Source organism: Natronolimnobius sp. AArcel1, from assembly GCF_011043775.1.
In the GTDB taxonomy this organism is placed as follows: Archaea; Halobacteriota; Halobacteria; order Halobacteriales; family Natrialbaceae; genus Natronolimnobius.
On record NZ_JAAKXY010000005.1, the window covers coordinates 513,259 to 535,370 of the forward strand.

General features: G+C 51.1%; 14 protein-coding genes, 1 tRNA gene and 3 pseudogenes. 9 read left to right on the forward strand and 9 right to left on the reverse strand.

Translation table 11 applies throughout. The annotated features are described in order from the left end of the window. Window positions 1–35 precede the first annotated feature (35 nt). Window positions 36–1,339 (forward strand): annotated as a pseudogene (locus G6M89_RS17425) (RNA-guided endonuclease TnpB family protein). Window positions 1,340–2,001: 662 nt separating this feature from the next. Here the strand turns inward: G6M89_RS17425 and G6M89_RS17430 are convergent. From G6M89_RS17430 to uppS, 7 genes are all read right to left on the reverse strand, one after another. Then, window positions 2,002–3,153, reverse strand: coding sequence for a PAS domain S-box protein (locus tag G6M89_RS17430; protein ID WP_165163144.1), 1,152 nt, complete (start codon window positions 3,151–3,153; stop codon window positions 2,002–2,004). Between the two features lie 116 nt (window positions 3,154–3,269). Continuing rightward, window positions 3,270–3,530, reverse strand: coding sequence for a hypothetical protein (locus G6M89_RS17435; RefSeq protein ID WP_165163145.1), 261 nt, complete (start codon window positions 3,528–3,530; stop codon window positions 3,270–3,272). An 86-nt stretch (window positions 3,531–3,616) separates the two neighbouring features. Continuing rightward, the gene (locus G6M89_RS17440; protein ID WP_165163146.1) at window positions 3,617–4,003 is read right to left on the reverse strand and encodes a hypothetical protein; all 387 of its coding nucleotides are present in this window, start codon (window positions 4,001–4,003) and stop codon (window positions 3,617–3,619) included. A 78-nt stretch (window positions 4,004–4,081) separates the two neighbouring features. After that, on the reverse strand, window positions 4,082–4,903 hold the full coding sequence (locus G6M89_RS17445) for an IS5 family transposase (RefSeq protein WP_165163147.1): 822 nt from the start codon (window positions 4,901–4,903) through the stop codon (window positions 4,082–4,084). 76 nt (window positions 4,904–4,979) lie between these two features. After that, the gene (locus G6M89_RS17450) at window positions 4,980–6,923 is read right to left on the reverse strand and encodes an ATP-binding protein (RefSeq protein WP_165163148.1); all 1,944 of its coding nucleotides are present in this window, start codon (window positions 6,921–6,923) and stop codon (window positions 4,980–4,982) included. A 127-nt stretch (window positions 6,924–7,050) separates the two neighbouring features. Next, window positions 7,051–9,015 (reverse strand): hypothetical protein, encoded by a 1,965-nt coding sequence (locus tag G6M89_RS17455; protein ID WP_165163149.1) that lies wholly within the window; start codon window positions 9,013–9,015, stop codon window positions 7,051–7,053. Between the two features lie 129 nt (window positions 9,016–9,144). Continuing rightward, a complete protein-coding gene (uppS, locus tag G6M89_RS17460; protein WP_165163150.1) occupies window positions 9,145–10,068 on the reverse strand; it encodes a polyprenyl diphosphate synthase in 924 nt (307 codons plus the stop codon). A gap of 170 nt (window positions 10,069–10,238) precedes the next feature. Between uppS and G6M89_RS17465 the strand changes: the two genes are divergently transcribed. Then, window positions 10,239–10,371 (forward strand) — tRNA-Ala (locus tag G6M89_RS17465). A 65-nt stretch (window positions 10,372–10,436) separates the two neighbouring features. Next, entirely contained in the window at window positions 10,437–11,237 is an 801-nt protein-coding gene (locus tag G6M89_RS17470; protein WP_165163151.1) for a winged helix-turn-helix domain-containing protein, read from the forward strand. A gap of 106 nt (window positions 11,238–11,343) precedes the next feature. On the opposite strand, the gene G6M89_RS17475 is transcribed toward G6M89_RS17470, so the two are convergent. Then, window positions 11,344–12,969 (reverse strand): tryptophan 7-halogenase, encoded by a 1,626-nt coding sequence (locus G6M89_RS17475; RefSeq protein ID WP_206335605.1) that lies wholly within the window; start codon window positions 12,967–12,969, stop codon window positions 11,344–11,346. Window positions 12,970–13,290: 321 nt separating this feature from the next. On the opposite strand from G6M89_RS17475, the gene G6M89_RS17480 reads away from it, so the two are divergent. The 5 genes and pseudogenes from G6M89_RS17480 to G6M89_RS17505 all read left to right on the forward strand — a co-directional run bounded on the left by G6M89_RS17480 (window position 13,291) and on the right by G6M89_RS17505 (window position 21,094). After that, window positions 13,291–14,541 carry an RNA-guided endonuclease TnpB family protein gene (locus G6M89_RS17480; protein ID WP_165163152.1) on the forward strand — a complete coding sequence of 417 codons (1,251 nt, stop codon included), beginning with the start codon at window positions 13,291–13,293 and terminating at the stop codon, window positions 14,539–14,541. Window positions 14,542–14,775: 234 nt separating this feature from the next. Further along, the gene (locus tag G6M89_RS22155) at window positions 14,776–16,977 is read left to right on the forward strand and encodes a PAS domain S-box protein (protein WP_206335606.1); all 2,202 of its coding nucleotides are present in this window, start codon (window positions 14,776–14,778) and stop codon (window positions 16,975–16,977) included. 3 nt (window positions 16,978–16,980) lie between these two features. After that, window positions 16,981–17,193: pseudogene (tnpA, locus tag G6M89_RS22905) on the forward strand (IS200/IS605 family transposase); the annotation flags it as partial. Beyond that, window positions 17,193–18,489 (forward strand): annotated as a pseudogene (locus G6M89_RS17500) (RNA-guided endonuclease InsQ/TnpB family protein). The pseudogenes tnpA and G6M89_RS17500, both read left to right, overlap by 1 nt. A gap of 892 nt (window positions 18,490–19,381) precedes the next feature. Beyond that, complete coding sequence (locus G6M89_RS17505; protein WP_165163153.1) at window positions 19,382–21,094, forward strand: histidine kinase N-terminal 7TM domain-containing protein; 1,713 nt, start codon at window positions 19,382–19,384, stop codon at window positions 21,092–21,094. Between the two features lie 27 nt (window positions 21,095–21,121). On the opposite strand, the gene G6M89_RS17510 is transcribed toward G6M89_RS17505, so the two are convergent. After that, window positions 21,122–21,853, reverse strand: coding sequence for a UbiA family prenyltransferase (locus tag G6M89_RS17510; RefSeq protein WP_343162659.1), 732 nt, complete (start codon window positions 21,851–21,853; stop codon window positions 21,122–21,124). Between G6M89_RS17510 and G6M89_RS22620 the strand changes: the two genes are divergently transcribed. Beyond that, a complete protein-coding gene (locus G6M89_RS22620; protein WP_255488451.1) occupies window positions 21,840–21,974 on the forward strand; it encodes a hypothetical protein in 135 nt (44 codons plus the stop codon). The genes G6M89_RS17510 and G6M89_RS22620 overlap by 14 nt on opposite strands. Window positions 21,975–22,112 lie beyond the last annotated feature (138 nt).

A 22,112-nucleotide genomic window follows, 5' to 3' on the forward strand; every position in this document is an offset into this window, starting at 1 on the left:
CTGCATTTATGATGTGTTAGAACGATTGTCAAGATATGGTTGAAGAAGCCTCGAAGACGATTCAGACGCGCCTTCACATAGCGTCTGGTGAACGGTCGTGGCTTCACAACGCCCGCCTCGCATCACGCGAGATCTTCAACCAAACCATCCGACTCACACAACAAGGGCGCACGCGCACCGAGATACAGCAGGAAGTTGACCGTGACGACTTCTTGCGAAACAACAAGTGCGCGGTCGTCGGCAAAGCCCTCCAAACGTGGGACTCCTACCAGTCACTCCTTGACTGGTGGGAGAACCAAGATGATCCAGATGGAGGCAAGCCGACACCACCGAGTACGGACAAATCTGGTGCGTACCCGCCGTAATGGCGCACACGGAAGGCTACCGCCTCACCGTGGACGAAGACACGAACCGTGTCCAGTTCCGCATCAGCCCGAAACCCTACAAGAAGGTGACGGGACATCTACGCGGTGAGCCGGACGCGGTGGACAAACTTCGAGATGTCCTCACGTCGGAGGAGGTGGATGTGGGGCAAGCTGAACTCCTGTACCGCGATGGCGTGTACTACCTACACGTCACGGTCACACGCGAGTTCGACGTGCCCGAACCCGACACCGCTGATACTGTGGTCGGCGTGGGCATCAACGAGCGCAACGTCGCTCTCACCGCCCTCGACCGCGAAACAATGCGGACGAAGGGCACACTCGTCCTCGACTACGGACGAGTCAAGCAGGAACGCCAACGCTACCACACCATCACGAAACGGTGTCAAGAACACGGAAAGACAAGCGTTCACCAGAAACTCGGTGACAAGGAAGAACGATTCACCGAATGGACACTCCATCGTCTCTCCCGTGCTGTCGTGGAGTTCGCAGAACAGTTCTCGAACCCAGTCATCGTGTTCGAGGATATGAGCGGCATCCGCGACGAAATCAAGTACGGTACGTATATGAACCGCCGATTGCACAAACTCCCGTTCCATAAGTTCGAAAAGTTCGTCTCGTACAAGGCGACGTGGCAAGAGATTCTTACGGACACGGTGGACGCTTACTACAACTCGAAGACGTGTTCATGCTGTGGTGAACGTGGGTATCGGCAGGGGCGGCGGTTCCGCTGTACGAACAACAAGTGTGACGTGGTGCAAGACCACGCCGACCGGAATGCGTCAGTGTACATCGCGTGGCGCGAGAAGGCGAAGATCGATGGTAACGAATCGAATTACCGGACTCACAAAACCCAGTCGCAGGTGCGGGTGGTGCGTCTGTCCGGGTCGGGGCGTGTAAGCCGCCCAACCTCATCCCGTTCCCTTGCGGAACAGGGAGTGCTAGCGCACGGCTGAGGGAATTACAAAAGCCTCGGGCCACCGCGCCCGAGGTTGTTTACTGAGTTGCGAAAGTCGATGGATGATTTTCGAACGTCTGTAGAGACTGCGCTCCCTGTGGGTACGTCCGTATCTGTAAAGCGCGTTTGTCGAGGAGACCTTGACAGGTTGTCAAACGTTGTCTGACAACGTCGTGGAAGCAGGAAGTCTCATCTGCTCACGGGCGCTTCGCGCCCGTTCACATGGTCGATGAAACCGTCGGTCTCACGCTCCTCTCAAGAAGCGAACGGCGCAAGCCGTGAGCGAGTAGGGTGGGTAGTTCACAACGAAACGACACCAGATACGTCAACCATAGCACATAGTGTTACGCCTATACGATTGTAAATAACATTGTTGCAATGTGGTTTTGAGTGTTTGTAAGCTTATAAGAAATATTTTCTGGATTCGCCAACCAATAGTCGAAATGGCCATCAGAATTTATATTTATATCAAATATTAGCGTTGGTAGATCTCACCGAACATGCGACGGAGACGATCACCCTCGAGATGAGTGAGGTTGCTGACGATGGCCCCTAGGTTCGGTCTGCTCACGACCTTGCTTGCGCTCAGTGTACTCGTGAGTCTTGGATGGATACACACCCGGTTGTGGTCATTCTGAACTGTGGTTTGAGTTAACGGAGTCAATCCGGTTGTCTTCTTCCAATTCCAATCACGCCAACAACTTGTCCGGTTTTGTTTGTAACCGGCGACCCAGTGAATTCGTACCGAGTCGTTTCGCCACTTTTTGTCAAAAGATCTGCCTCCACTTCTACCTGTTCACCCTCGTCTACAATTCTGGAGAGTAGCTGCTCTATTTCAGACTTGGTTTCTCCTTCGAATAGATCCAACGGTGAAATCTTCTCCATCTCTTCCTCCGTGTACCCAGTCTCTTCCTCCAAGGCCTGGTTCCAGTGGACATAATTCATATCCGAATCAAATGCATAGAACAGGTCATCCAAGGAATTAAGAGCAGAATCTAAGAACAGTTTTTTGTGATTCAAATCTCGTTCTCGCTTCTTTTTCTCTGAAATATCTCTAACCACGCAGACATGGCCTCCAGTATCCATCTGGGTGAGGGTCAACTCTTCTGGCACCAACTCTCCATCCTGGGTTACGCCGACTGATTCACCCTTCCAAGAACCGATGTCTCTCAGTTCAGGGAGGATCTGTTCGTGAAACTTCTGAGCCTCGTCCTCAGGATACAATTCCTCCCAGTGATGCCCTGTTAACTCCTCAGGAGCTGCAGAATAGATATCTGCATATGCTTGGTTCAGGTACACATACTTGCCATGTTTATCTATGATTCCAATCCCTTCTTGAGCCGTCTCTAGTGCTTGAAAACCGTGTATAACTTCTTTCTCTGCCCGATATTTTCCCACCACATTTTCGACACGGTTAGCTAAAACCGTGTACTGATCAGTGCCCCCTTTTTTCTGCAAATAATCAGTGACTCCTGCAGAGATCGCATCACTTGCAATCTCTTCATCTCCTTTGCCTGTGAACAAGATAAATGGTAAATCTGGGTGGTCAGAGCGAACCCGCTCCAAAAATTCTAACCCGTTCAACCCCGGCATATCGTAGTCACTGATGATGCAATCGATCTCTTTTTCTTCTAAAATTTGTAATCCACTTTCAGCACTGGTTTCCGTAGTCACTGTGATCTGGGAACTTTCCCGCTCGAGAAATGTGGCCACCATTTCCACTAATGCGCGGTCATCATCGACATGCAATGTCTCTATATCGCTTTTTGTCGAAGAAAGATTGATTTCCTGCAATGTCGATCCGTTCCCCATGTGCCTCATAGTCTACTCCTCTTAACCCTACGCCATTAGTTCTGTTGCTGATACCGGAGGAAGTGAAAATGGCACACCCCAAACAAGCGGACAACTGAGAAAGATTCTCGAGGTCATCACCCCCCACTGAGTTCAATTTCATGATAAGCCATATTAAGATAAGTGAGTTGTGGTGGTTCATACTGGAACTGATCGACTTGTGGGTCAAACCAGCTAAGTTCTTCATGGTGTCTGATTTCTGGATTGCCAGATAATTCGGCCGATCCGGCAACGATCGAGCCATCAATATGGGGTGTACCAGAAAAGTCAAACGTCTGCGTTTCACCGTTATCACTTGGTGCGTACACTACACCCTCAAAGTAGGGATTCCCGCCCATTTGGCCCTGTTGAAGTCCTATTCTTCAGTCACTATGTAGCATGAAACAGACGATAGGTGGAAATGTGAGTGGAGTATTAGAATCGATTACTCTGTTGTTCCGTAGTTGGTGTACTGTAAGAGTAAGTGAGGGACAATAACTCCGACTATGAAGACGATACCAAAGACAATCTCTGATGAGAGAGTAGTAAACTCGTAGAGACCAAATAGCAACCCCATCGCTAACAGAACGAACACACTGATAACCTTGTTCTCGGCAGTTACCAGCCCTTCGCGCCTGATAATGATAACCAGTGAGACTATAATCAAACCAAGAATCCCAACAGCAACTGCGGTGAACAACTGTATTGAATCCGTTGCAAGACTGATAAAGAAGCCAACACCCACCAACAGGTACGCAAGCCCAAGAGCTGTGATTTTCATTTTGTCAGTAACGCTCCTGTCCTGCTTAATTTCCCCTTGAGATGAACTCATGCTCTGAAAGTAGTTTCATCATGCTAAGTATTTGTTCCTCAGAATGCTACCGGTAGATCTGCACCCTGTATTGACCGCTCAGAGTGATCGGTAGAGGTTGTGAATGACACAGGCGATGGTGAGCTCACGGAACTGCTTCCACAAGCGTCGTGAACGGACGAACGCACCGTACTTCCGCTTGAGCGTTGAGTTGACGGTCTCTGATTGACTCCGTTGGCCGTAGAGATCAGTATCTAAGCGCGCGTTCCATGCCTTGTGAAGCGATGTGAACTCACGATGCTTGATCAGTGGACGAACTTCGTGTTGACGGGCAAGTCGTCTGATTTTCTGGTCGTCGTAGCCTTTGTCACCGAGAAGGATGTTAATGGTCTCTGGATTGCGTTTGATCAATGACGGAGCGATCTGACTATCGTGTTTTCGTGTCGTCGTCACATGTAGATCGAGAATGGCGTTCACCTTCGTATCAACCAGTAGTGTCACTTTGAGCTGCTGAATTGTGAGTTCGGTTCGTTTCGTGTAGTGTTTTGAGGCGTGGTTGCGGTCGAAGCCTGAGGCGTCGATCCCCGCAACACCGTTGGTTGGGAGCAGTGAAACAGAGAGATTGAGCAGCACTCGCCAGACAGCCATATCGAGTCTATCGAACGCTTTGCACAGTGTTGATGGAGCAGGCAGTTCGGTGAGATTGATCGCGTTCCGGATACGGGGCATCTCGATGAGTTCGTCGAGGAGTGTACGATAGGTCGTTTTCTTCCGAACCTTGAGACAGAGGAGAACGATGTGCTGATGGAGCGTGTAGCGTTGTTTCGAGAACTTCGAGGAGTATCGAGCGACGGCACGTTTCGCTAACTGAAATGCTTCCTCGACAAATCGGAGCAACCGAGACTTTGGGAGGGTCTGCATCTACTCAAACTACCGGCTGAACCTGTAACTCACTAAGGATTTCAACAGAGCCGGTAATAGAAAAATGGTGGCCTTGCTAAATTCCCCACGTTACATCAGTGAATTCAAAGCGTGCACCACCATCTACACTCTCAGTTAGGCGAACCGTCCATCCATGGGCCTCAGCGATTTGCCGGACAATCGTCAATCCGAGGCCAGTTCCTCCTGCCGCTGTATAGCCCGGTTCGAAGACCCTATCTCGCTGGTCAGAAGGAATGCCTTCACCATTGTCTTCGACATAGAATCCAGCTTCATCCTCGAGTTCACCGATTCGGACCGTTAAATCGCTGGAACGTTTGTTTGTATCGTCGTCCCCCAGTGGGTCGTAAGGCGTTGATGAGCCATGTTCGACAGCGTTCCGAAAAAGGTTCTCGAGGATGTGCCGGAGACGACTTGGATCTGCACGGAGCGTGCTGTCGGTTTGGATGTCAAGCGTCGCTTCGTTAGTCTCCACGGTCCGCCAGCATTTTTGGCCAAGTGCGGCAAGGTCCACCGCTGTGGGATCATCGACAAGTTGGCCGTTGCGGGCTAACGTCAACGTCTCTTCGATAATCGACTTCATGCGATCAAGAGCTATCGCAGCTTCTGCCACCGATTGCGACGCCTCATCCTCACTCTCGTTGGCGAGTTCGAGGTGGCCCGATGCGACATTCAACGGGTTCCGAAGGTCATGCGAGACAATGCGTGTGAACTCTTTGAGGCGCTCGTTTTGGTGACGCAACTGGTGTTCGCGCTCGAGGCGATCAAGCGCACTCGCGGTGTGACTTACCAGCAGCTCCGCAAGCTCGAGATCTGTTTCATTGAACGCATCAGCATCCTCAGAGACGGCCTGAAAGACACCATGAGATCCAATTGCGATGCTGATTACTGACTGGTACGGACCTTCCGGCTTGGCTTCTGGGTGATTTGCAATGTCAGTAACAAGCATCGACTCCCCGGTTCGGAAGGTTTTGCCCGCAAGTCCCTCCTCAACTGACATCGAGATCGCGTAGATTTCGGGGGTGTCTTCGGATATCGCAGCCTTCGAAAGTATTCCGTTGTCCTCGATGTCGATTACGCTGAGGTCAAACTGAAGAAGGTCTTGACTGGCAGCAATACTTCGCTCACAGATGCCCTCAACAGTCTCATAGTCGTTGAGATCAATTGCGACGTCATTGAGCGCCGTAAGGGTCCGTTCGCGGTCTTTTCGTTCGCTAATATCGGTTACCGCACCGACCACCTCTACAGGTTCCTCATCCTCGAACACGATCCCAACGTGACACAGACAAGTAACCGACGACCCGTCACGACATCGCCAGCGGAACTGTTCAGAGATGCAACCACGGTTTCCCTCGAAAACATCGAATACGTTTGGGTTACGGGCCAGCGCCGCCTCGAGAGAGGTGCGTATCGTCTCACGAGTATCGGAGCGAATTCGCTCGAGCCACCAATCGAGGCCCGTTTCGATCTGTGTTTGCTGGTAGCCGAACTGCTCGAATCCGGCGTCCAAGTACAACGTATCGGCGCTCACATCGTATGTGAAAAACGCATCCGCCGAAGCACTTGTGGCGAGATCATATCGTCGCTGAAAGGTGTTTTTTCGCTGTCTGAGTTGGTACCGTTCGACTGCGTGTTGGATTCGGTTAGCAAGGAGACTGTACTGATCAGTTATACTGCTCTTTTGCAGGTAATCGGTCGCACCGGCGTGAATCGCTTCAGTGGCACAATCCGTGTTTGTGAGTATAATAAACGGGAAATCGCTATTATCGGCTCGAACAGTTGTTAGAAACTCTATTCCCGTCATCGTGGGCATGTCATAATCACTGACGATGCAATCGATTGGTTCCTCGTCTAGTAGGCGCAACCCTTCTCGAGGATTGGGTGTCGTCCGAACCGAGAGTCGATTGGACGCTCGAGTCAGCGAAGTCGCAGTAAGCTCGAGGAACGCTGGGTCGTCATCGACCACCAAAACTTCAATATGATCGAATGACGTGTCAGTCATGGCTTATTAAATAACCAACCATCATATATATCTACTGACTGACTCACCGAATAGGCTATATGCCATCGTACTCACGAAATTTTCGTTGATAGGGATACGTGGTTGAAAGCGGAGTGAAAATCGCATCTCAATCAGACTCGATAGTGACCTCGTCAACACTGATATCGGTATATGAGTAATCGTCTCTGTTTACAGTTTTGCTAATTCTAGTATCCTCGATAGCTTCATCGTAGTAAATTGATTGGCCACCACTAATTTCACTTCCTGCAGAAGAGATTGCTCCATACAGATCAGTTCCACCACCCAACTCGACTGACGATTCTGAAAATACGACACCATAGAACCCTTCGTGAGAGGCCTGAATATAGGACTCTTCCTCAGAATCAGCAATATATATCCAGAGACGGTCTCCCGCACCATCACTATTTGTCCATGATGCACCCCCAGTGGTCCTGAAAGAACCATCCACGTAGAGATTTACATCACCATCACCAACAACCTCTACGTCTAAATCTGGGCCATAGAAGTCTCCATCTACGACGAGATTAATATCACCACCAGTAACATCGAATACGAGGTTGCCGCCATAATCTATGCTACCATCATGGTAGTAATCACCAGATGTTACTTCTACAGAATCACCATCGAATTCGTCGAGTTCATCATTACTCGATTCATACAATTCACTAGCATTTTCAACCTCAGCAACTGGTTGTGGAAGACTCTCAGTGTGTTCTTCGATGAAATCAGTCTCACTCAGAGATGGTGTATCCACATCTTCGTTACGAATTTCCGCATTATTGTCTTCTTCGACTTCCCAATCAGTCTCAGCTCGAATAATTGACCCGTCGACTGCGTTGGTGAGTTGGACCTCTTTTGCCCGTACTTCGCCAGAGGATCCTAATTCAGAACCGCCACCACTCCCTTCAAAACTACCTGCCGTGTGGATTAGGCCGTTATACACAGTTCCGCCATTAGTATCAGTGAAATCTCCGCCTGTTCGAATTTCACTACCATCACCAAATGATGCCCCCCCACTCGTCACAGTAAGATCTCCATCTGCAACAATCTCTTCATCAATGTTAACACTCCCAATTCCAATATCCCCTGTTGAATAGATATTACTATCCTCAACATCTGCGCCACCGCTGACTTCAAAATCGCCATTAACAAAGATATCTCCTCCAATATCAGTTGAGCCGCTACCGGAAAATCCATCACTAACTAATACACTGCCTGTGTCTGTTTCTTCGTACTCTCCTATACCTACATCACCCTCGTTTGAGTTTTGGCTCGAATCATAACTGGATACAAACGTCCCTCCTCCGATATCTAATTGTCCGTCAACAGAGAGTGCATTTTCGAGAGTTGTGGGGCTTGAATGATTTAAATTCGCTAGTACTGTATTTTCACTGTGGTTATATTCAACGTCTAGAACACCGGTGTCCTCGAATAACTCACCCCAGCCCTCATAATATTTTGAGTCGACTTCAATAGTAGTCGTACCATCACGGACTTGGTTGGGAATGTCTTTGAATGCATCAGTTTGTCCGTTCGATCGGGCTACTAAGTCATCATCTGAGTGATTTCCATCCTGCAAGTGTACGGTATCAAAATGAATCGTATAAATACCAGTCTGGTCGGTGGTAATCTCAAAATTAGGGCGTGACACCGGTGTGGTGTTCCCATTTTGATAGTCCCAAACTCCACCCCCCTGATACGCTATATGACTGTCCTCCTGGTCGTAGATAATGGCTCCAAGTTTTGTATGATGCTCTTTTCCGTCAGGAGTACGTATCGTCATACTCCCTGCATCAGCGTCCACTTGTGTTTGCTCTGACGTTCGGTCACTAAACGATATTTCAGTTGCAGTGCTCTCTTCCAACGATTCTAAATCTACTTTAGCATTTTCTAGAGACTGAGTAGCGGTTTCGTCTTGGCTGACTCCTTGAATCCCAGTGAGGGCCATATTTCCAGCAAATAAAATAGAGATTCCAAAAATGATAACGAACCCGAATAATAATACCGTGGCAATCAACTGCGCCTCCCCCTTAGAGTCGTTGCGTAAAATAGCACCCCAATTATCTCCCATACTGCATTTTCAAACTACATGACTAAAACATCATCGGTAATTCACCGAGTAATAAGAAACACGCATATCATACATTCAGACGTAAGTATAAATAAATAATATATTGATTGTGTTTGCATAGGGCATGAATTAATTATCGGCTGACTCAGTCACTGGCGGATTGCTTTCAGGTGGTCGTTCTGAAACTGGCAGTGAGGGTTGTAACTGCCCAGCAATTTTCCGGGCGGTGGGCAACTCTTGTGTTTTCACCGACTGGACCAATGCAAGCGCGCGACGCGCACGTGTTCGTTCCCACGACTCTTGTCGGTGTTCGTAGGTTCGAATCCCTCGTAAGAAGTCTGTTTTCGAGAACTCTGGCCAGTATGGGGTTGAAAAGAATACTGCGGCTTCATTCCCATTTGCATGCCACGGGAGAAAGTTCGACGTTCGCTCCCCACCTCCAGTTCTGATGATGAGATCGACATCACGAATTGGTTCCTCGTAGAGTTCGTTTTCGACCACCTCGAGGTCAATATCAGACGGATCAATCACGCCAGATTCGACGTTCTCAGCAATACTGCGTGTGGCCTCGAGGAGCTGTGATCGACCACCATAAGCTAATGCAATATTGAGGGTGAATTTGTCGTACGCTTGTGTCCGCTCGGTCGCGTACGTGATTGCATCCTGGACCCGGTCTGGGAGGCGGTGGGTTGCTCCAATGGCACGAATTTGGACTTCGTTCTGGTGGACTCGATCTGCATCAGCAAAATCATGAAGTTTCTCACAAAACAGATCGAACAGTGGTTCGTTCTCTTCAGCCGGACGTTTGAAATTTTCAGTCGAGAACGCATACAGCGTCAATTCCTTGATCCCGAGTTCCTGGCACCATTCCAAAACCTGTTCTGTTGTTTGGGCGCCTGCTCGATGGCCTTGATGGTGGCTATTGCCTCGTTGGCGAGCGTAGCGCCGGTTCCCATCCTGGATAACGGCAACGTGAGTGGGAGTCCCAGTAACTTCCTCAGAGAGCACTCTCCCATACACTGCGTTTACTTGATCCCGAATCCACCCCTTCATGATGTCTCTTACTAGATGTGTGGTTCATTTATGGTTTATGATGCATACAAAACAGATTGACAATATTTTTGCTGGATCACCGTCCATGGATGGCACTTCGGTCGTGGTGGAAGGTCAATTAAGAAAGGCAGGATCACTGTTCTTTTGTACGTTGTATTCAATTCATCAATGGGTACTTAGTTCAGTCTGGAAGAACAGCTGAATTGCAGGGGACGTTGTCGAGTGTGAGTCCGCGCGCGGCACACTCAGGGGGTGACGATATTGCCGCTCAGCAGGCCCGAGGTTCGAATCCTCGCGTACCCATCCACAGTCGCATTTTGCACACGAAAATCACGTACAGTTTTGTGATGTGATTCGTTGGTATGTGTATGACCAGTGAACGAGGAATCGAGCTGACAAAATATCTCGTCGATCATTACGACCTGTTAGACGTTCTCCGGGAGAAAGAGAGCCTCACGACTCAACAACTCCAGCAAAAACTCGATCAATCACGAGCAACAATCAATAGGCATCTGGCTACCCTTCGTGAGGCCGAGCTCGTTAAAACTACTAATGGAGTACACGCGCTTACAGATTTTGGAGCGATAGTTCTCCAGGAGGTAGAAGGGCTTTGCCACCACTTCGATGTTTCAGCGCAGCTTCCGGTGCTCACTGAACAGCTTTATTCTTGTCCGGTTGAGTTTGAAACCCGTATCCTCACAGGAGCGACTGTGACGAAAGCAACATCTTCGAAACCCTATAAAATGCACGAGCGATATCTTGAATTTTGGGACGAAACAAACCGTGTGAAAGGTATCCGGAGTATTGGTGCCATCCCTCCCGATGTTGTCGAACGGCTTAAACCAAAACTCCGTGGCAATGTCGAAGTGGAAAGTCTTTGGACACATGACGCAGCCGTACAGTATCTCGAAACATATCCGGAAATCAAGTCACTGTGGCTGGAAGAGCCGAATGCCCAAATGCAGATCACTCATGAGCCGATTCCAGTCCAGTTCGGACTGTTTGATCACAGGCTCGCGCTCACTGTTCACGACGAAGAGACGGGCTATCCCCGCGCACTCGTTGATACGGCAAACCCCGATGCACTCAAATGGGCGAACGATCTCTTTGAATATTATCGTGATTTGTCACAGCCGCTGACCGCAGAATTAGCTGAAAGCAGGCGCTGAGCCCATGGCCTCAGCAAGCACAAGCGAGTAGGGGTGAGGTAGTTCACAGAAATGCAAGGAGGAAGCCCACGACTTCAGTCGTGGGAGGAATCCGACATCCCCAAAATTACATCATTTCTGGTGTCTCGAAGTCAAAGAGTCCTTCGCGGATGTGTGTGGGTGCCTCCGTCTGTCCCCAAGTCAGCAATTCGGTGGTGACGGCAGGATCAGCGCCATCGATGTGGCGTTCGTTTTCATTCCCCCAATCATAGAAGTTCTTAGGGAGCCAGTCGGCCTGCTTCAGCTCGTTGAAAATCGATTGTGCTGCCGTATCTGCATCGATCTTACCCTCAACATGAGTATTGAGAACATCAGCAGATCGTTCTAACAGCGCATTTTTTTCGGAGGCAAAGGGCGCGTTGTCCCCCGGACGAGGCACCTCGAGCAATTCCTCGAATTCATCCAAATCCCCGGATGAGAGATACTTCATGCAGTAGCGTTGGATATAGAGATCAGGAAACACGGATTCGGCGAGTATCACCTGTGTCCAAGCATTCCAGAGATTGAACTTGCCAGTCGCCTTGTAGGCGTTGTTTACTAAGAGATCTGCCGTCTCCAACTGTCTCTGATGAAGGTCGTCAATCGGAGTGAACCGGTCAGTAGAAAAGTCATCTTCGGCAAATGCGTCCAAGAGAATGTTTGCCGATCGGAACACTGATTCGAACGTGTGAATCAACCCTTGAGAGTAAAGTGGGTCAACGAATCCATAGGTATGATTGGTCAGTAAGTGCCGATGACCAGTTGACTTGGAAGCACTTCGCTGCAATCGACCTGTTCGGATCCACGGCATCACCGGCTCAACGGATTTGAGATGTCGTTCGATATCGGGGTACGCAGAAATAATCTCGTAAAACTCTTCCTCGGCACTGAGCGTATCATCACGTGGGTAGGTGGCCCGGTCAAGCGTGAGTCCTACGCTCGCTTTTGTTTCTTCTGAACGCTCAAAGTTATCGAACGGGATAACCCAGATCCAACCGCCATCAAAGACATGATGGAGTGTGCCATCATGTAACCGGTTAGTTTGATTGGGATGATCGTCCTCGTCGATCAAATCGTCAAACGGATCAAGTCCCTCAACGTGCGTGAAAATCGCCCGGGTATCCGTTTCGATAGTCGGTGTTTCGTCTCGATATCCCATTTTTTCGGCGAGGATGGAGTTGCCGCCGGTTGCATCAATGAAGAAGGCACCTGTTGTTGAACCTTGACTGGTAGTCACAGTTACGTCGTCTTCGTTGATTTCTACGTCAGTTATCGGAGTTTCATCAACATACTCCACGCCGTAGGAGCCTGCTGACTCAACGAGATAGTGGTCGATATGTTCGCGTACGAGATGACTCTCGTTGTAAAATGGCATGTCCGGAGGAACCAGTTGATGGGCATGTTCACCCCTGAACGGCTGATCCTGTTCGTGATAAGCATATCCGACGGAGTGTTTAACCCCACAAGAATGAGTGATGTTATCAACGATTTTGTTTGCATCACTAACGGTTTGTATTTCGGGAACATCGAAGTATTCGCCGACAATCCACATCCACACAGCACTTAATGGTAACATTCCTTCACCGATTGCAAACCGTGGATGGGTTTTCGCCTCAATCATCAGAACGTCGAGGTCGTTTTTTGCAAGAATCATCGAAGTGGCTGATCCGGCAATTCCACTTCCACCAATGACTACATCATATGTGTCTTTCACAGACGATCAGGCAACATTTGTACAAGACACTATAATATTCTCCGATATTTATGTGCATAGAACGAGAATGGCTAAATTCATGAGCAGGACTCAATTTATGAGTTCAGCTCATCTCGTCGGAACTCGAATCGTGACAACAGTGCCACGAGGATTGTTCTCTTGGATTTCGAGTTCACCGCCTATCTTCTTACAGCGAGAGAATCCCGGCGTTTACGCCGGGCGTGAATCGCGTCACTTAGCTACACGATTCACCGCCGGTAGCAGATCGGATATTCAACGGTAATCAAAATGAATAAGTAGTTTCAACTACATAGGCTATGTATGGCGATTGAGGTCACACGCACCTACGTTGGTTCCATCCAGAACCACCGACAAGTGAGTGATGGCCTTGATTCGCTCGGAGACTCTGCCTCGAAAATCTGGAACGTCGCACGCTGGACAGTAGATCGCATCTGGGATGAGACAGGCAAAATCCCAGATGAGGGAACGCTCAAAGCGTACATGAAGAACCACCCCTGCTGGAAAGATCTGAACGCACAATCCAGTCAGAAAGTCATTGAAGAACTTTCTGACGCTTTCCAGTCGTGGTTCGACCTGCGACACAAAGACGAGAAGGCGAATCCGCCCGGCTACCGCAAACACGGCGACACCCGACCAAAGAGTACAGTCACGTTCAAGGCCGACGGGTTCAAACACGATCCCGAAAACAACCGCGTTCGACTCTCAAAAGGCTCGAACCTCAAGGAGTATTGGTCGGACTTCGTCCTCTGCGAGTACCAGACCCGACCCGACGTTGACCTTTCAGAAGTCAACAGGGTACAGAACGTTCGAGCTGTCTGGAACGGCAACGAATGGGAACTCCACTTCGTCTGCAAAGTCGAACTCGAAACACTCGACTCAGCAGGTGACGAAGTGGCAGGAATTGACCTTGGTATCACGAACATCGCTACGGTCGCATTCCCTGATGGATACGTTCTCTACCCCGGCAACTCGCTCAAAGAGGACAAACACTATTTCAACCGTGCCGAGTACGATACTGAGGGTGAGAACGGCCCATCGAAAAAGTCGATGTGGGCACGTCAGAAACTCGCAGAACGCGAGACGCACTTCTACCACACACTCACAGACACAATTATCACCGAGTGCGTCGAGCGGGGTGTTGGAACGCTCGCAGTGAGCTGGCCCGAAGACGTACGAGAATCCGACTGGGGCAAGACCGGCAACAAGAAACTCCACACCTGGGCGTTCGACCGCATCTACCAGTACCTCGAATATAAAGGCGAGATTCGTGGCGTCGAGGTGCTAAAAGAGAACGAGTGGAACACCTCGAAGACGTGTTCACGATGTGGTGACGATACGAAGTCGAATCGTGTCGAACGCGGCCTGTACGTTTGCTCGTCGTGCGAGTTGGTCGGGAACGCGGATTGTAACGGGGCAGAGAATATGCGGCAGAAGATAACTCCGAGTCCTCACGGTGAGGATAGGAGTAACGGCTGTGTGGCACAGCCATCGACATACCTGTTCGACCGCGAGAGCGGGACGTTCACCACGAGAGAACAGATTGTATCGTAGACCGGCAAATATCCCACCCTGCGGTACGGGAAGCCGCGCCGTTTACGGCGCGGAGGATGTCACGCTGGCAACCAGACAATAAACGGAGTGCGTCTATTCCAGGTTGTGAAAGGAACTATCGAAAACGAGCACTTCAAACCCTGTCGCTTATTTCGATTGTTCGAATTTGAACACAACCACGCCTAGATTCGTCGACCAGATAGTATATATCTGTGATCTCACTACTGCCTATCAATGAACCCAGGGTCGATCCTCTATGTCGATCCAGATGTCACCCGACAAGAGCGAGTGGTCGTTGCTCTCGAGAATCACCTCGCCGACGTGGTAGTTGAGACAACTACGAGCGTCACAACGGCACTCGAGCGGGTGGCTGATCGGTCGGTCGACTGTCTCGTAAGTCGGTACGAACTCGCTGAGAGCGACGGCATTGAACTTCTTCGGCACACCCGAGATAACGCAGCCGACCTCCCGTTCGTGCTGGTCACAGACCAGGGATCTGAAGCACTCGCGAGCGAGGCGATTGCTGCTGATGTCACGGAGTACGTCCCGGTGAATGGTGATGACGAACTCGATCGACTGGTTTCACGCGTCAAATCCGCGATCGACGAGGATCGATCACAGACTGTGTATCGCGACATCTTTGAGCTACTCGATGACGCAATCGTCATCCATGACCCAGAAACAGGTGACGCCGTCGACGTCAACCAAGCAGTCTGCGAACAGTTTGGGTACTCCTACAACGAAGCCTGCGAGTGCAATGCATCAGATCTGAGTGCGTGTAGCCAGCCGACTTCCGATCGCTCAGCTCAGGAGTGGATACGCCACACACTCGAGGAAGGGCCACAGCACACCGAGTGGGTATGCGAGACCGGCGACGGAAAGAAGTTTTGGGCAGACGTTCAACTAAAGCCGCTCTCGACTGGTACGAGCGATCGAGTTGTGGCACTCATTCGAGATATCACGAACCGGAAATTCCGGGAACAGGAACTGGCGTCGTTTCGCCAGGCAGTCGAACACGCTGGCCACTCGATTTACAGCACTGATACCGATGGCGAGATCCGCTATGTGAATCCAGCGTTCGAATCCATTACAGGATATACGACAGAAGAAGCTATTGGGCAAACACCAAACATTCTCAAATCCGGCGAACACGACAGAGAGTTCTACCAAGACCTCTGGTCAACGATCCTCGCAGGAGAGGTTTGGCAACGTGAACTCATCAACGAACACAAAGACGGACATACGTACGCCATCAATCAAACAATCGCACCAATTACTGACGAAACAGGCGATATCGTTCGCTTCGTCGCCGTTAATGCAGACATCTCTGAACAGCGCCGGCGCGAGCGACAACTCCAGGAACTCTACGAGGCAACTACGGACTGGCTCGATGCGAAATCCCGACAGGATGTCTGTGAAATTGTCAGCGATCACCTGACTAATCTCCTTGAATTTGATCTCCATGGTCTCTATCTCTACGACGAAACCACGCACCGTCTCGAGCCAGCGACGGTCTCTACGGAAGCGACCACCAAGTTTGATGTCTTACCCACGTTCGAAGCGGGTGAGGCCATTGCTTGGGAGGTTTACGAATCGGGAGCACCCAAGATGTACGACGATGTCAGCAACGATCCGGACGCGTACAACCCGTCGACCAACATCAGAAGCGAGTTACTCCACCCACTTGGTGAACACGGCGTCTTAATGATTGGCTCGGAACGCATCGAGGCGTTTACGGCTACCGACAAAACGTTCGCCAAAATTCTGGCATCGATGTTGACCGAGGTCCTCACCCGGATCGAACGTGAGTGTGATTTACAAGAGCAAAACAGTCGACTCGAGGAGTTCGCGACCGTCGTCTCGCATGACCTGCGAAACCCGCTTTCGATTGCGAGTGGACATCTCGAACTTGCCCGGGAAACCGGTGAGGATGCCCACCTCGACGAGATTGAATACGCACATGATCGAATAACGCGGATTATTGAGGATCTCCTCTGGTTAGCTCATGAGGGACGAGGTATCGGCGAGACCAGACCCATTGATCTCGAACACATCGCTTCAGCCGCGTGGGCACATGTCGACACAGCGGAAGCGACACTAAAGATTGACTGGGATGGACGATTCGAGGCCGATTCCGATCGGTTACAACAGTTGTTTGAGAATCTGTTCCGAAATGCCGTTGAACATGGCGGTCACGACGTCACTGTTTCCGTCGGACGACTCGAAGACGGGTTCTTTCTCGAGGATGACGGTCCTGGAATTCCAGCACCAAAGCGCGACGAGATTCTCAAAACCGGTTATACCACATCATCAGACGGGACAGGATACGGTCTTTCAATTGTCCAGACAATCATTGAGGCCCACGGCTGGAGCCTCGAGGTCTGTAACAGTCAGGATGGCGGAGCCCGGTTTGAGGTCCACGGTGTGCTGTCCTGAGAAGTATATCGAGCGAAACCAACCACAGACCTCGTGAAGTTTATCAACACGGTCAAGGGCGCGACCGCCCGCCGTATCCGCAACGAGTACTCGGACGAACTGAAGACCGAACTGTGGGGCGACTCGTTCTGGAACGACTCGTACTGCCTCATCTCGACGGGGCAGGTGTCGCTGGATGTGCTGAAACAGTACGTAGAGGACCAACGCGAGAACTGATGTACTACGCTTACAAATACCGCCTCAAGCCGTCCGACGCCCACCGCGAGGAGTTGGACCGCCACCGAGAATTTGTAGGCAACTGTACAACCACACGCACACCGCCTCAACGAATACCAAGACGAACACGACGAACTGCCGTCCATGACCACGCTTCGGTCGGAACTCCCCGACCTCAAGAAGTGGTGGGACGGCCTTTCGGACGTGTATTCGAAAGTTCTCCAAACCGTCGTGGAACGCCTGTTCGACAATCTCAAAAGACTCTCCAAACTCAAGGAGAACGGCTACGGCGTCGGTCAACTCAAGTGGAAGCCGCCACGGGAGTTCCGTAGTTTCACGTACAGTCAGTCTGGCTTCAAGCTCGACAAAAAGGGCGGTCAGACTGTCCTGTCCCTCTCGAAACTCGCGGATATACCGATTCGGCTCCACCGCGCGATCCCCCGACGTTCACAAGAGCGACAGCTCTTGTGCAGCCCATCAGAAATCCCCGATTTCTGAGGACGACGCCACGCTCAAGCAGGTCACGGTCAAGAAGGAACCGACGGGCGAGTGGTTCGCCACGTTCGGCGTCGAAATGGACCGTGAACCACCTGAACTGCCCGAAAATCCCGAGAATTGCGTCGGCATCGACGTAGGGATTCTCAAGTACGCCCACAATACCGACGGCATGGCAGTCGGGTCTCTCGACCTCTCGGACGAACGTAAACACTTGGAACGAGAGCAACGGAAACTCTCGTGCAAGCAACACGGGTCGAACAACTACGAGAAGCAACGGCGTCGAGTCGCGGAGTGTCACGCCGACCTCCGTCGGAAGCGCCGCGACTTCTTAAACAAGCTCTCGGCGTACTATGCTCGGGAGTACGGCCTTGTGCGGTCGAAGACCTGAACGTGAAGGGGATGATGGAGTCGCCGTCGAACAGCCGCAACACCGCATCAGCGGCATGGCGAACGTTCCTCTCGTTGCTCAAATACAAGTGTGAGCGCGAGGGGACACACTTCGTGACGGTCAACCCGAGAGGGACAACCAAGGAGTGTGCGTCCTGTGGCGTTTCGACGGACAAGCCGTTGTGGGTCCATGAACACTCCTTTCTCGCCTGTGGGTTTGAGGCGGACAGGGATGCAAATGCAGCGTGGAATATTCTTTCTCGCGGCCTCGAAGACGTAGGAGTGGGATACTCCGAATCAACGCCTGTGGAGACTGCGTTCCCTGTGGATACGCCCGTATCTGCAAAGCGCGTCGTGGAAGCAGAAAGCCCTACCCTCAAGGAGCGAACGGCGTCAACCGTGAGCGAGTAGGGTAGTTCACCGGAGCGTACGGCCTTCACCCTCGGGGTCAAGCCCCGACGCTCAGCCTGCTCCGCCTGTAGAACGGGAGTTTCAGTGTGGCGCTATAGACAATGTCACTCTTGACTGGGTCAGGATTTCTGTTGTTCACGCCACGCCAACACTAGGACTGCAATACAGAAAGGCACAACAAGACCCACAAAACGTGCCCAATGTGTACTGGCGTCCCCAGGAAAAACGTCAGATAGGGAGATTAGCCAGAAGAATCCGAACCACAATACTCCGGAGACAGCGAACACGTACCACCAGAAGACACGACGCAGTAGCTGAAAATAGGCACCCTTCTGGTTGTCCCCGGTGAACCACCGCATGAGTGTTACTCTACCCATATGTATTTTGAAAGTTGTTTATATATGAAGATTTCTGTATGGCTTACTTTCGTCGACGAGAGGATTTAAAGAGTGTCGTGATTATCCGCCGATCAACCAGTAAAGTACCACGGGTCGGGTGACCCGTGGAACTCTCGCTGTACTCTTTAGAGTCCGCTACTCGAGAGTTGCCTCTCTGTTGGATTCCGCCCCCTACCTGCGCCGGGACCGCCACTGCGGTCGTCAGCCTTGGTTCTGGCCAGCAACGGATAGCGTCGTTTAGGACTGAGAGAGTCTCGGTTCTGCGGACTCGAACTGCAAGCGGCGGAACCGCCGTCCCACAACGTTCTCAAGTCAGAATATAAATTCAAGTTTGTGGATATATTCGAGAGGAACCGGCACATCTATCCACTTGTTATCCAATAGTGTTTACGGGAGTAGAAGAAAATAATCGCTTCTGAGATCCGAACACGACTCTGAGAAAACTGACACTATTGCCGATGATGATCTTTGATAGTCCGTCGACGCTGGTGGTTATGAAACTCATCCTCGTAGTAACGATTGCTGTTGGCGTTTCGGGCGGACTACTCGCATGGCGGGAGCGGCCACAACCCGGTGCTGTGCCGCTGGCGTTTCTCCTGGCCGGTCAGGCATGGTGGTCTGCAACCCTCTTTTTTCGAATCACCGCAACAGAGATGTCAGAGAAAATCTTCTGGGTCGACGTTTCCTGGATTGGGATCGGTATCATCCCCGTTGCCTGGCTGTTGTTCTCACTGGAGTACACGGGGTACAGCCAGTACGTCAAACCACGGTTTATCGCGCTCTTGTTAATCGTGCCCCTGATTACGGCGGTGCTCGGTTTGACAGACGGGTATCATGGCCTGTTGTATACTGATTCGATGCTGGTTGACCAGAACGGGGTTTCCATCCTCGATCGCAGCCCTGGTATCTGGTTTTGGGTGATTGCTGGCTATACCTATCTTCTCGGATTGATCGGTGCATTCCCATTGCTGCTGTTCATCACAAGCCAGGTCAACACCTTCCGAGGGCAGAGTCTCCTGCTTCTCGGCGGTCTGATCGTGCCCTGGGCTACGAATGTGTTGTTCGTTTTGGATGGACTCCCAACGGCCGGAATCGACCCCACTCCGATTGCATTTTCGATTACCGGTGTCGCATACCTCAGTGCGCTGACCCAGTACCAACTGTTTGGAACGAATCCGACGCCGATCCGACAGGCACGCCGAACGGTGTTCAACCAAATGCAAGAAGGGGCGATGGTATTGGATCAACACGATAATGTAGTCGAAGTGAATAAGAGGGCAGCGGCGATTCTCGAGGTGGATCCGTCTACTGTACTGGGACGTCCGATAACAACTGTCCTCCCAAACCTCGCTGTCGCACTCGACGATCAGTCACAAGGGGGGCAAACAGTCTTGCGTCCCAACGACGGGGTTGGCGGATACGATATATCCGTGAATCAACTAGTCGACGATCGAGATCGTGGTATCGGACGGATCGTTACGTTACACGACATCAGCGATCACCTGCGCCAGCAACAGCGACTCGAAGTGCTTCATCGCGTGTTCCGGCACAATCTCCGGACGAATATGCAGGTTATTCTCGGAACCGTCGATACGTTGGACGAGTATGACGAGACGCAAGCAGCGCATGTGCGCCAGAGCGCCTCTGAGATCAATCAACTCAGTGAGAACATACTGACCGTGCTCGATATATTTAAGCAGCAACGGACACCCACACAAACGGTATCGCTTAGGTCGTTACTGGACGATTCCATTGCGACAGTTCGAACCAACTATCCTGAGACGACCGTTCACAGCGATATCGATTCCGCCGAGCAGTGTGTCGACAGCGTGTTCAGCGAGGTGATTTTTAACGTCCTCGAGAATGCGGCAGAACACAATACGAGCCCAGATCCATGGATTCAGGTCTCTGTTGATGCCGACGATGAGTCCGCACGGATCGTAGTCACTGACAACGGACCTGGTATTGATGACCAGGAACTTGCTCTCATACAAGACGGTGTGGAAACACCGCTAAAACACGGCAGTGGCTTCGGGCTCGCGTTGATCGTCTGGGGAACAGAGATTGCTGGCGGAGCAGTGTCTTTCGAAGAAAATGATCCGACAGGTACGACCGTTATCATCGAGGTACCGGTTCTTGCCGACACAGAGGCAAGTTCCGAGGTATCGCCGTCTGACGAGCGGAACCTGTTCGGTGCTTCTGGCTAAGTCGCCAACGGATGACCGATCAACAGATCACAAGAGTGTGAACAGTACGAGCAGCGCGAACACGGGCAATCGTGTACATTCTGCGCTGATCGACAACCATCGCTCGTCGATCCGACCGATAGCCCCAGTCACCCCGAGCAAGCAGACGAGTCCAACCGAAAGTACGCCGGCTGCCATCGCTGTCACGTATCCTTCGATCACGCCGTAGCCGAGAATGGAACCTGTGAGAAGTGTGATTCCGTATAACGCGTGTCGCGTGCGGGTAACACTGAGTACGGTCGGCAGTGTCGATACGCCGCGTGCCCGATCGCTTTTGATATCACGCACGTTCGCAATTTCCGTATTGACGAAAGTCGCCAGGACAAAGTAACCGAAGATGACGCCGGCGGCCGGAGTTACCGTCGCGTTCGCGTATGCAACCGGAAGCAATACAATCGTCAGAGACCACGCCGTTGCGACAAGAGTTGAATTGACGAAGAGGACGTCCTTCAACCGCTGAATTGGCAGAGACGATGTCGAAATCCAATCCATGGCGTACAGTACCCAAACGACACCAGGAAACAGCGTCAGTCCAAACGCGAGCGGGCCGCCGAGCGCTGCGAGTGCGACAGCGAGGCCGTACGCCAGTGCGGACAGCACATATAACGGATGTCGATACCGGCGAACGAACGCAGTTCGCTGTGGGTTCGATGCTGCATCGCTTTCGAGATCGAGGAGTCGATCGTTCGTGTAGATGGTGAACGTAATGAGCCCAACCACGATCGGGGCTGGAGACAACGGCAGTGACAACAGCGACATTACGATGATCACTTCGGCGACTGCGATGAACGCCAAGTACGCCGAACTGTATACGAACGGTTTCCAGACTCGTTCACTGTAGTCACGCAATCGTTTGAAATGACTATTGTTTGTAGTTTGATGATGCGTTACTTCTCTCCAAGTTGGTGGTTCGGATGCCATTGTTTTCGCTCGAGTTCATTTATTCTCAAAATATTTAAAACTTCTTACATTTTAGATG

Coding starts and splice junctions, on each gene's coding strand:
- G6M89_RS17430 (WP_165163144.1), bottom strand. CDS start 3,153: ATGGGGAACGGATCGACATTGCAGGAAATCAATCTTTCTTCGACAAAA.
- G6M89_RS17435 (WP_165163145.1), bottom strand. CDS start 3,530: ATGGGCGGGAATCCCTACTTTGAGGGTGTAGTGTACGCACCAAGTGAT.
- G6M89_RS17440 (WP_165163146.1), bottom strand. CDS start 4,003: ATGAGTTCATCTCAAGGGGAAATTAAGCAGGACAGGAGCGTTACTGAC.
- G6M89_RS17445 (WP_165163147.1), bottom strand. CDS start 4,903: ATGCAGACCCTCCCAAAGTCTCGGTTGCTCCGATTTGTCGAGGAAGCA.
- G6M89_RS17450 (WP_165163148.1), bottom strand. CDS start 6,923: ATGACTGACACGTCATTCGATCATATTGAAGTTTTGGTGGTCGATGAC.
- G6M89_RS17455 (WP_165163149.1), bottom strand. CDS start 9,015: ATGGGAGATAATTGGGGTGCTATTTTACGCAACGACTCTAAGGGGGAG.
- uppS (WP_165163150.1), bottom strand. CDS start 10,068: ATGAAGGGGTGGATTCGGGATCAAGTAAACGCAGTGTATGGGAGAGTG.
- G6M89_RS17470 (WP_165163151.1), top strand. CDS start 10,437: ATGACCAGTGAACGAGGAATCGAGCTGACAAAATATCTCGTCGATCAT.
- G6M89_RS17480 (WP_165163152.1), top strand. CDS start 13,291: ATGGCGATTGAGGTCACACGCACCTACGTTGGTTCCATCCAGAACCAC.
- G6M89_RS22155 (WP_206335606.1), top strand. CDS start 14,776: ATGAACCCAGGGTCGATCCTCTATGTCGATCCAGATGTCACCCGACAA.
- G6M89_RS17505 (WP_165163153.1), top strand. CDS start 19,382: ATGAAACTCATCCTCGTAGTAACGATTGCTGTTGGCGTTTCGGGCGGA.
- G6M89_RS22620 (WP_255488451.1), top strand. CDS start 21,840: ATGAGCCCAACCACGATCGGGGCTGGAGACAACGGCAGTGACAACAGC.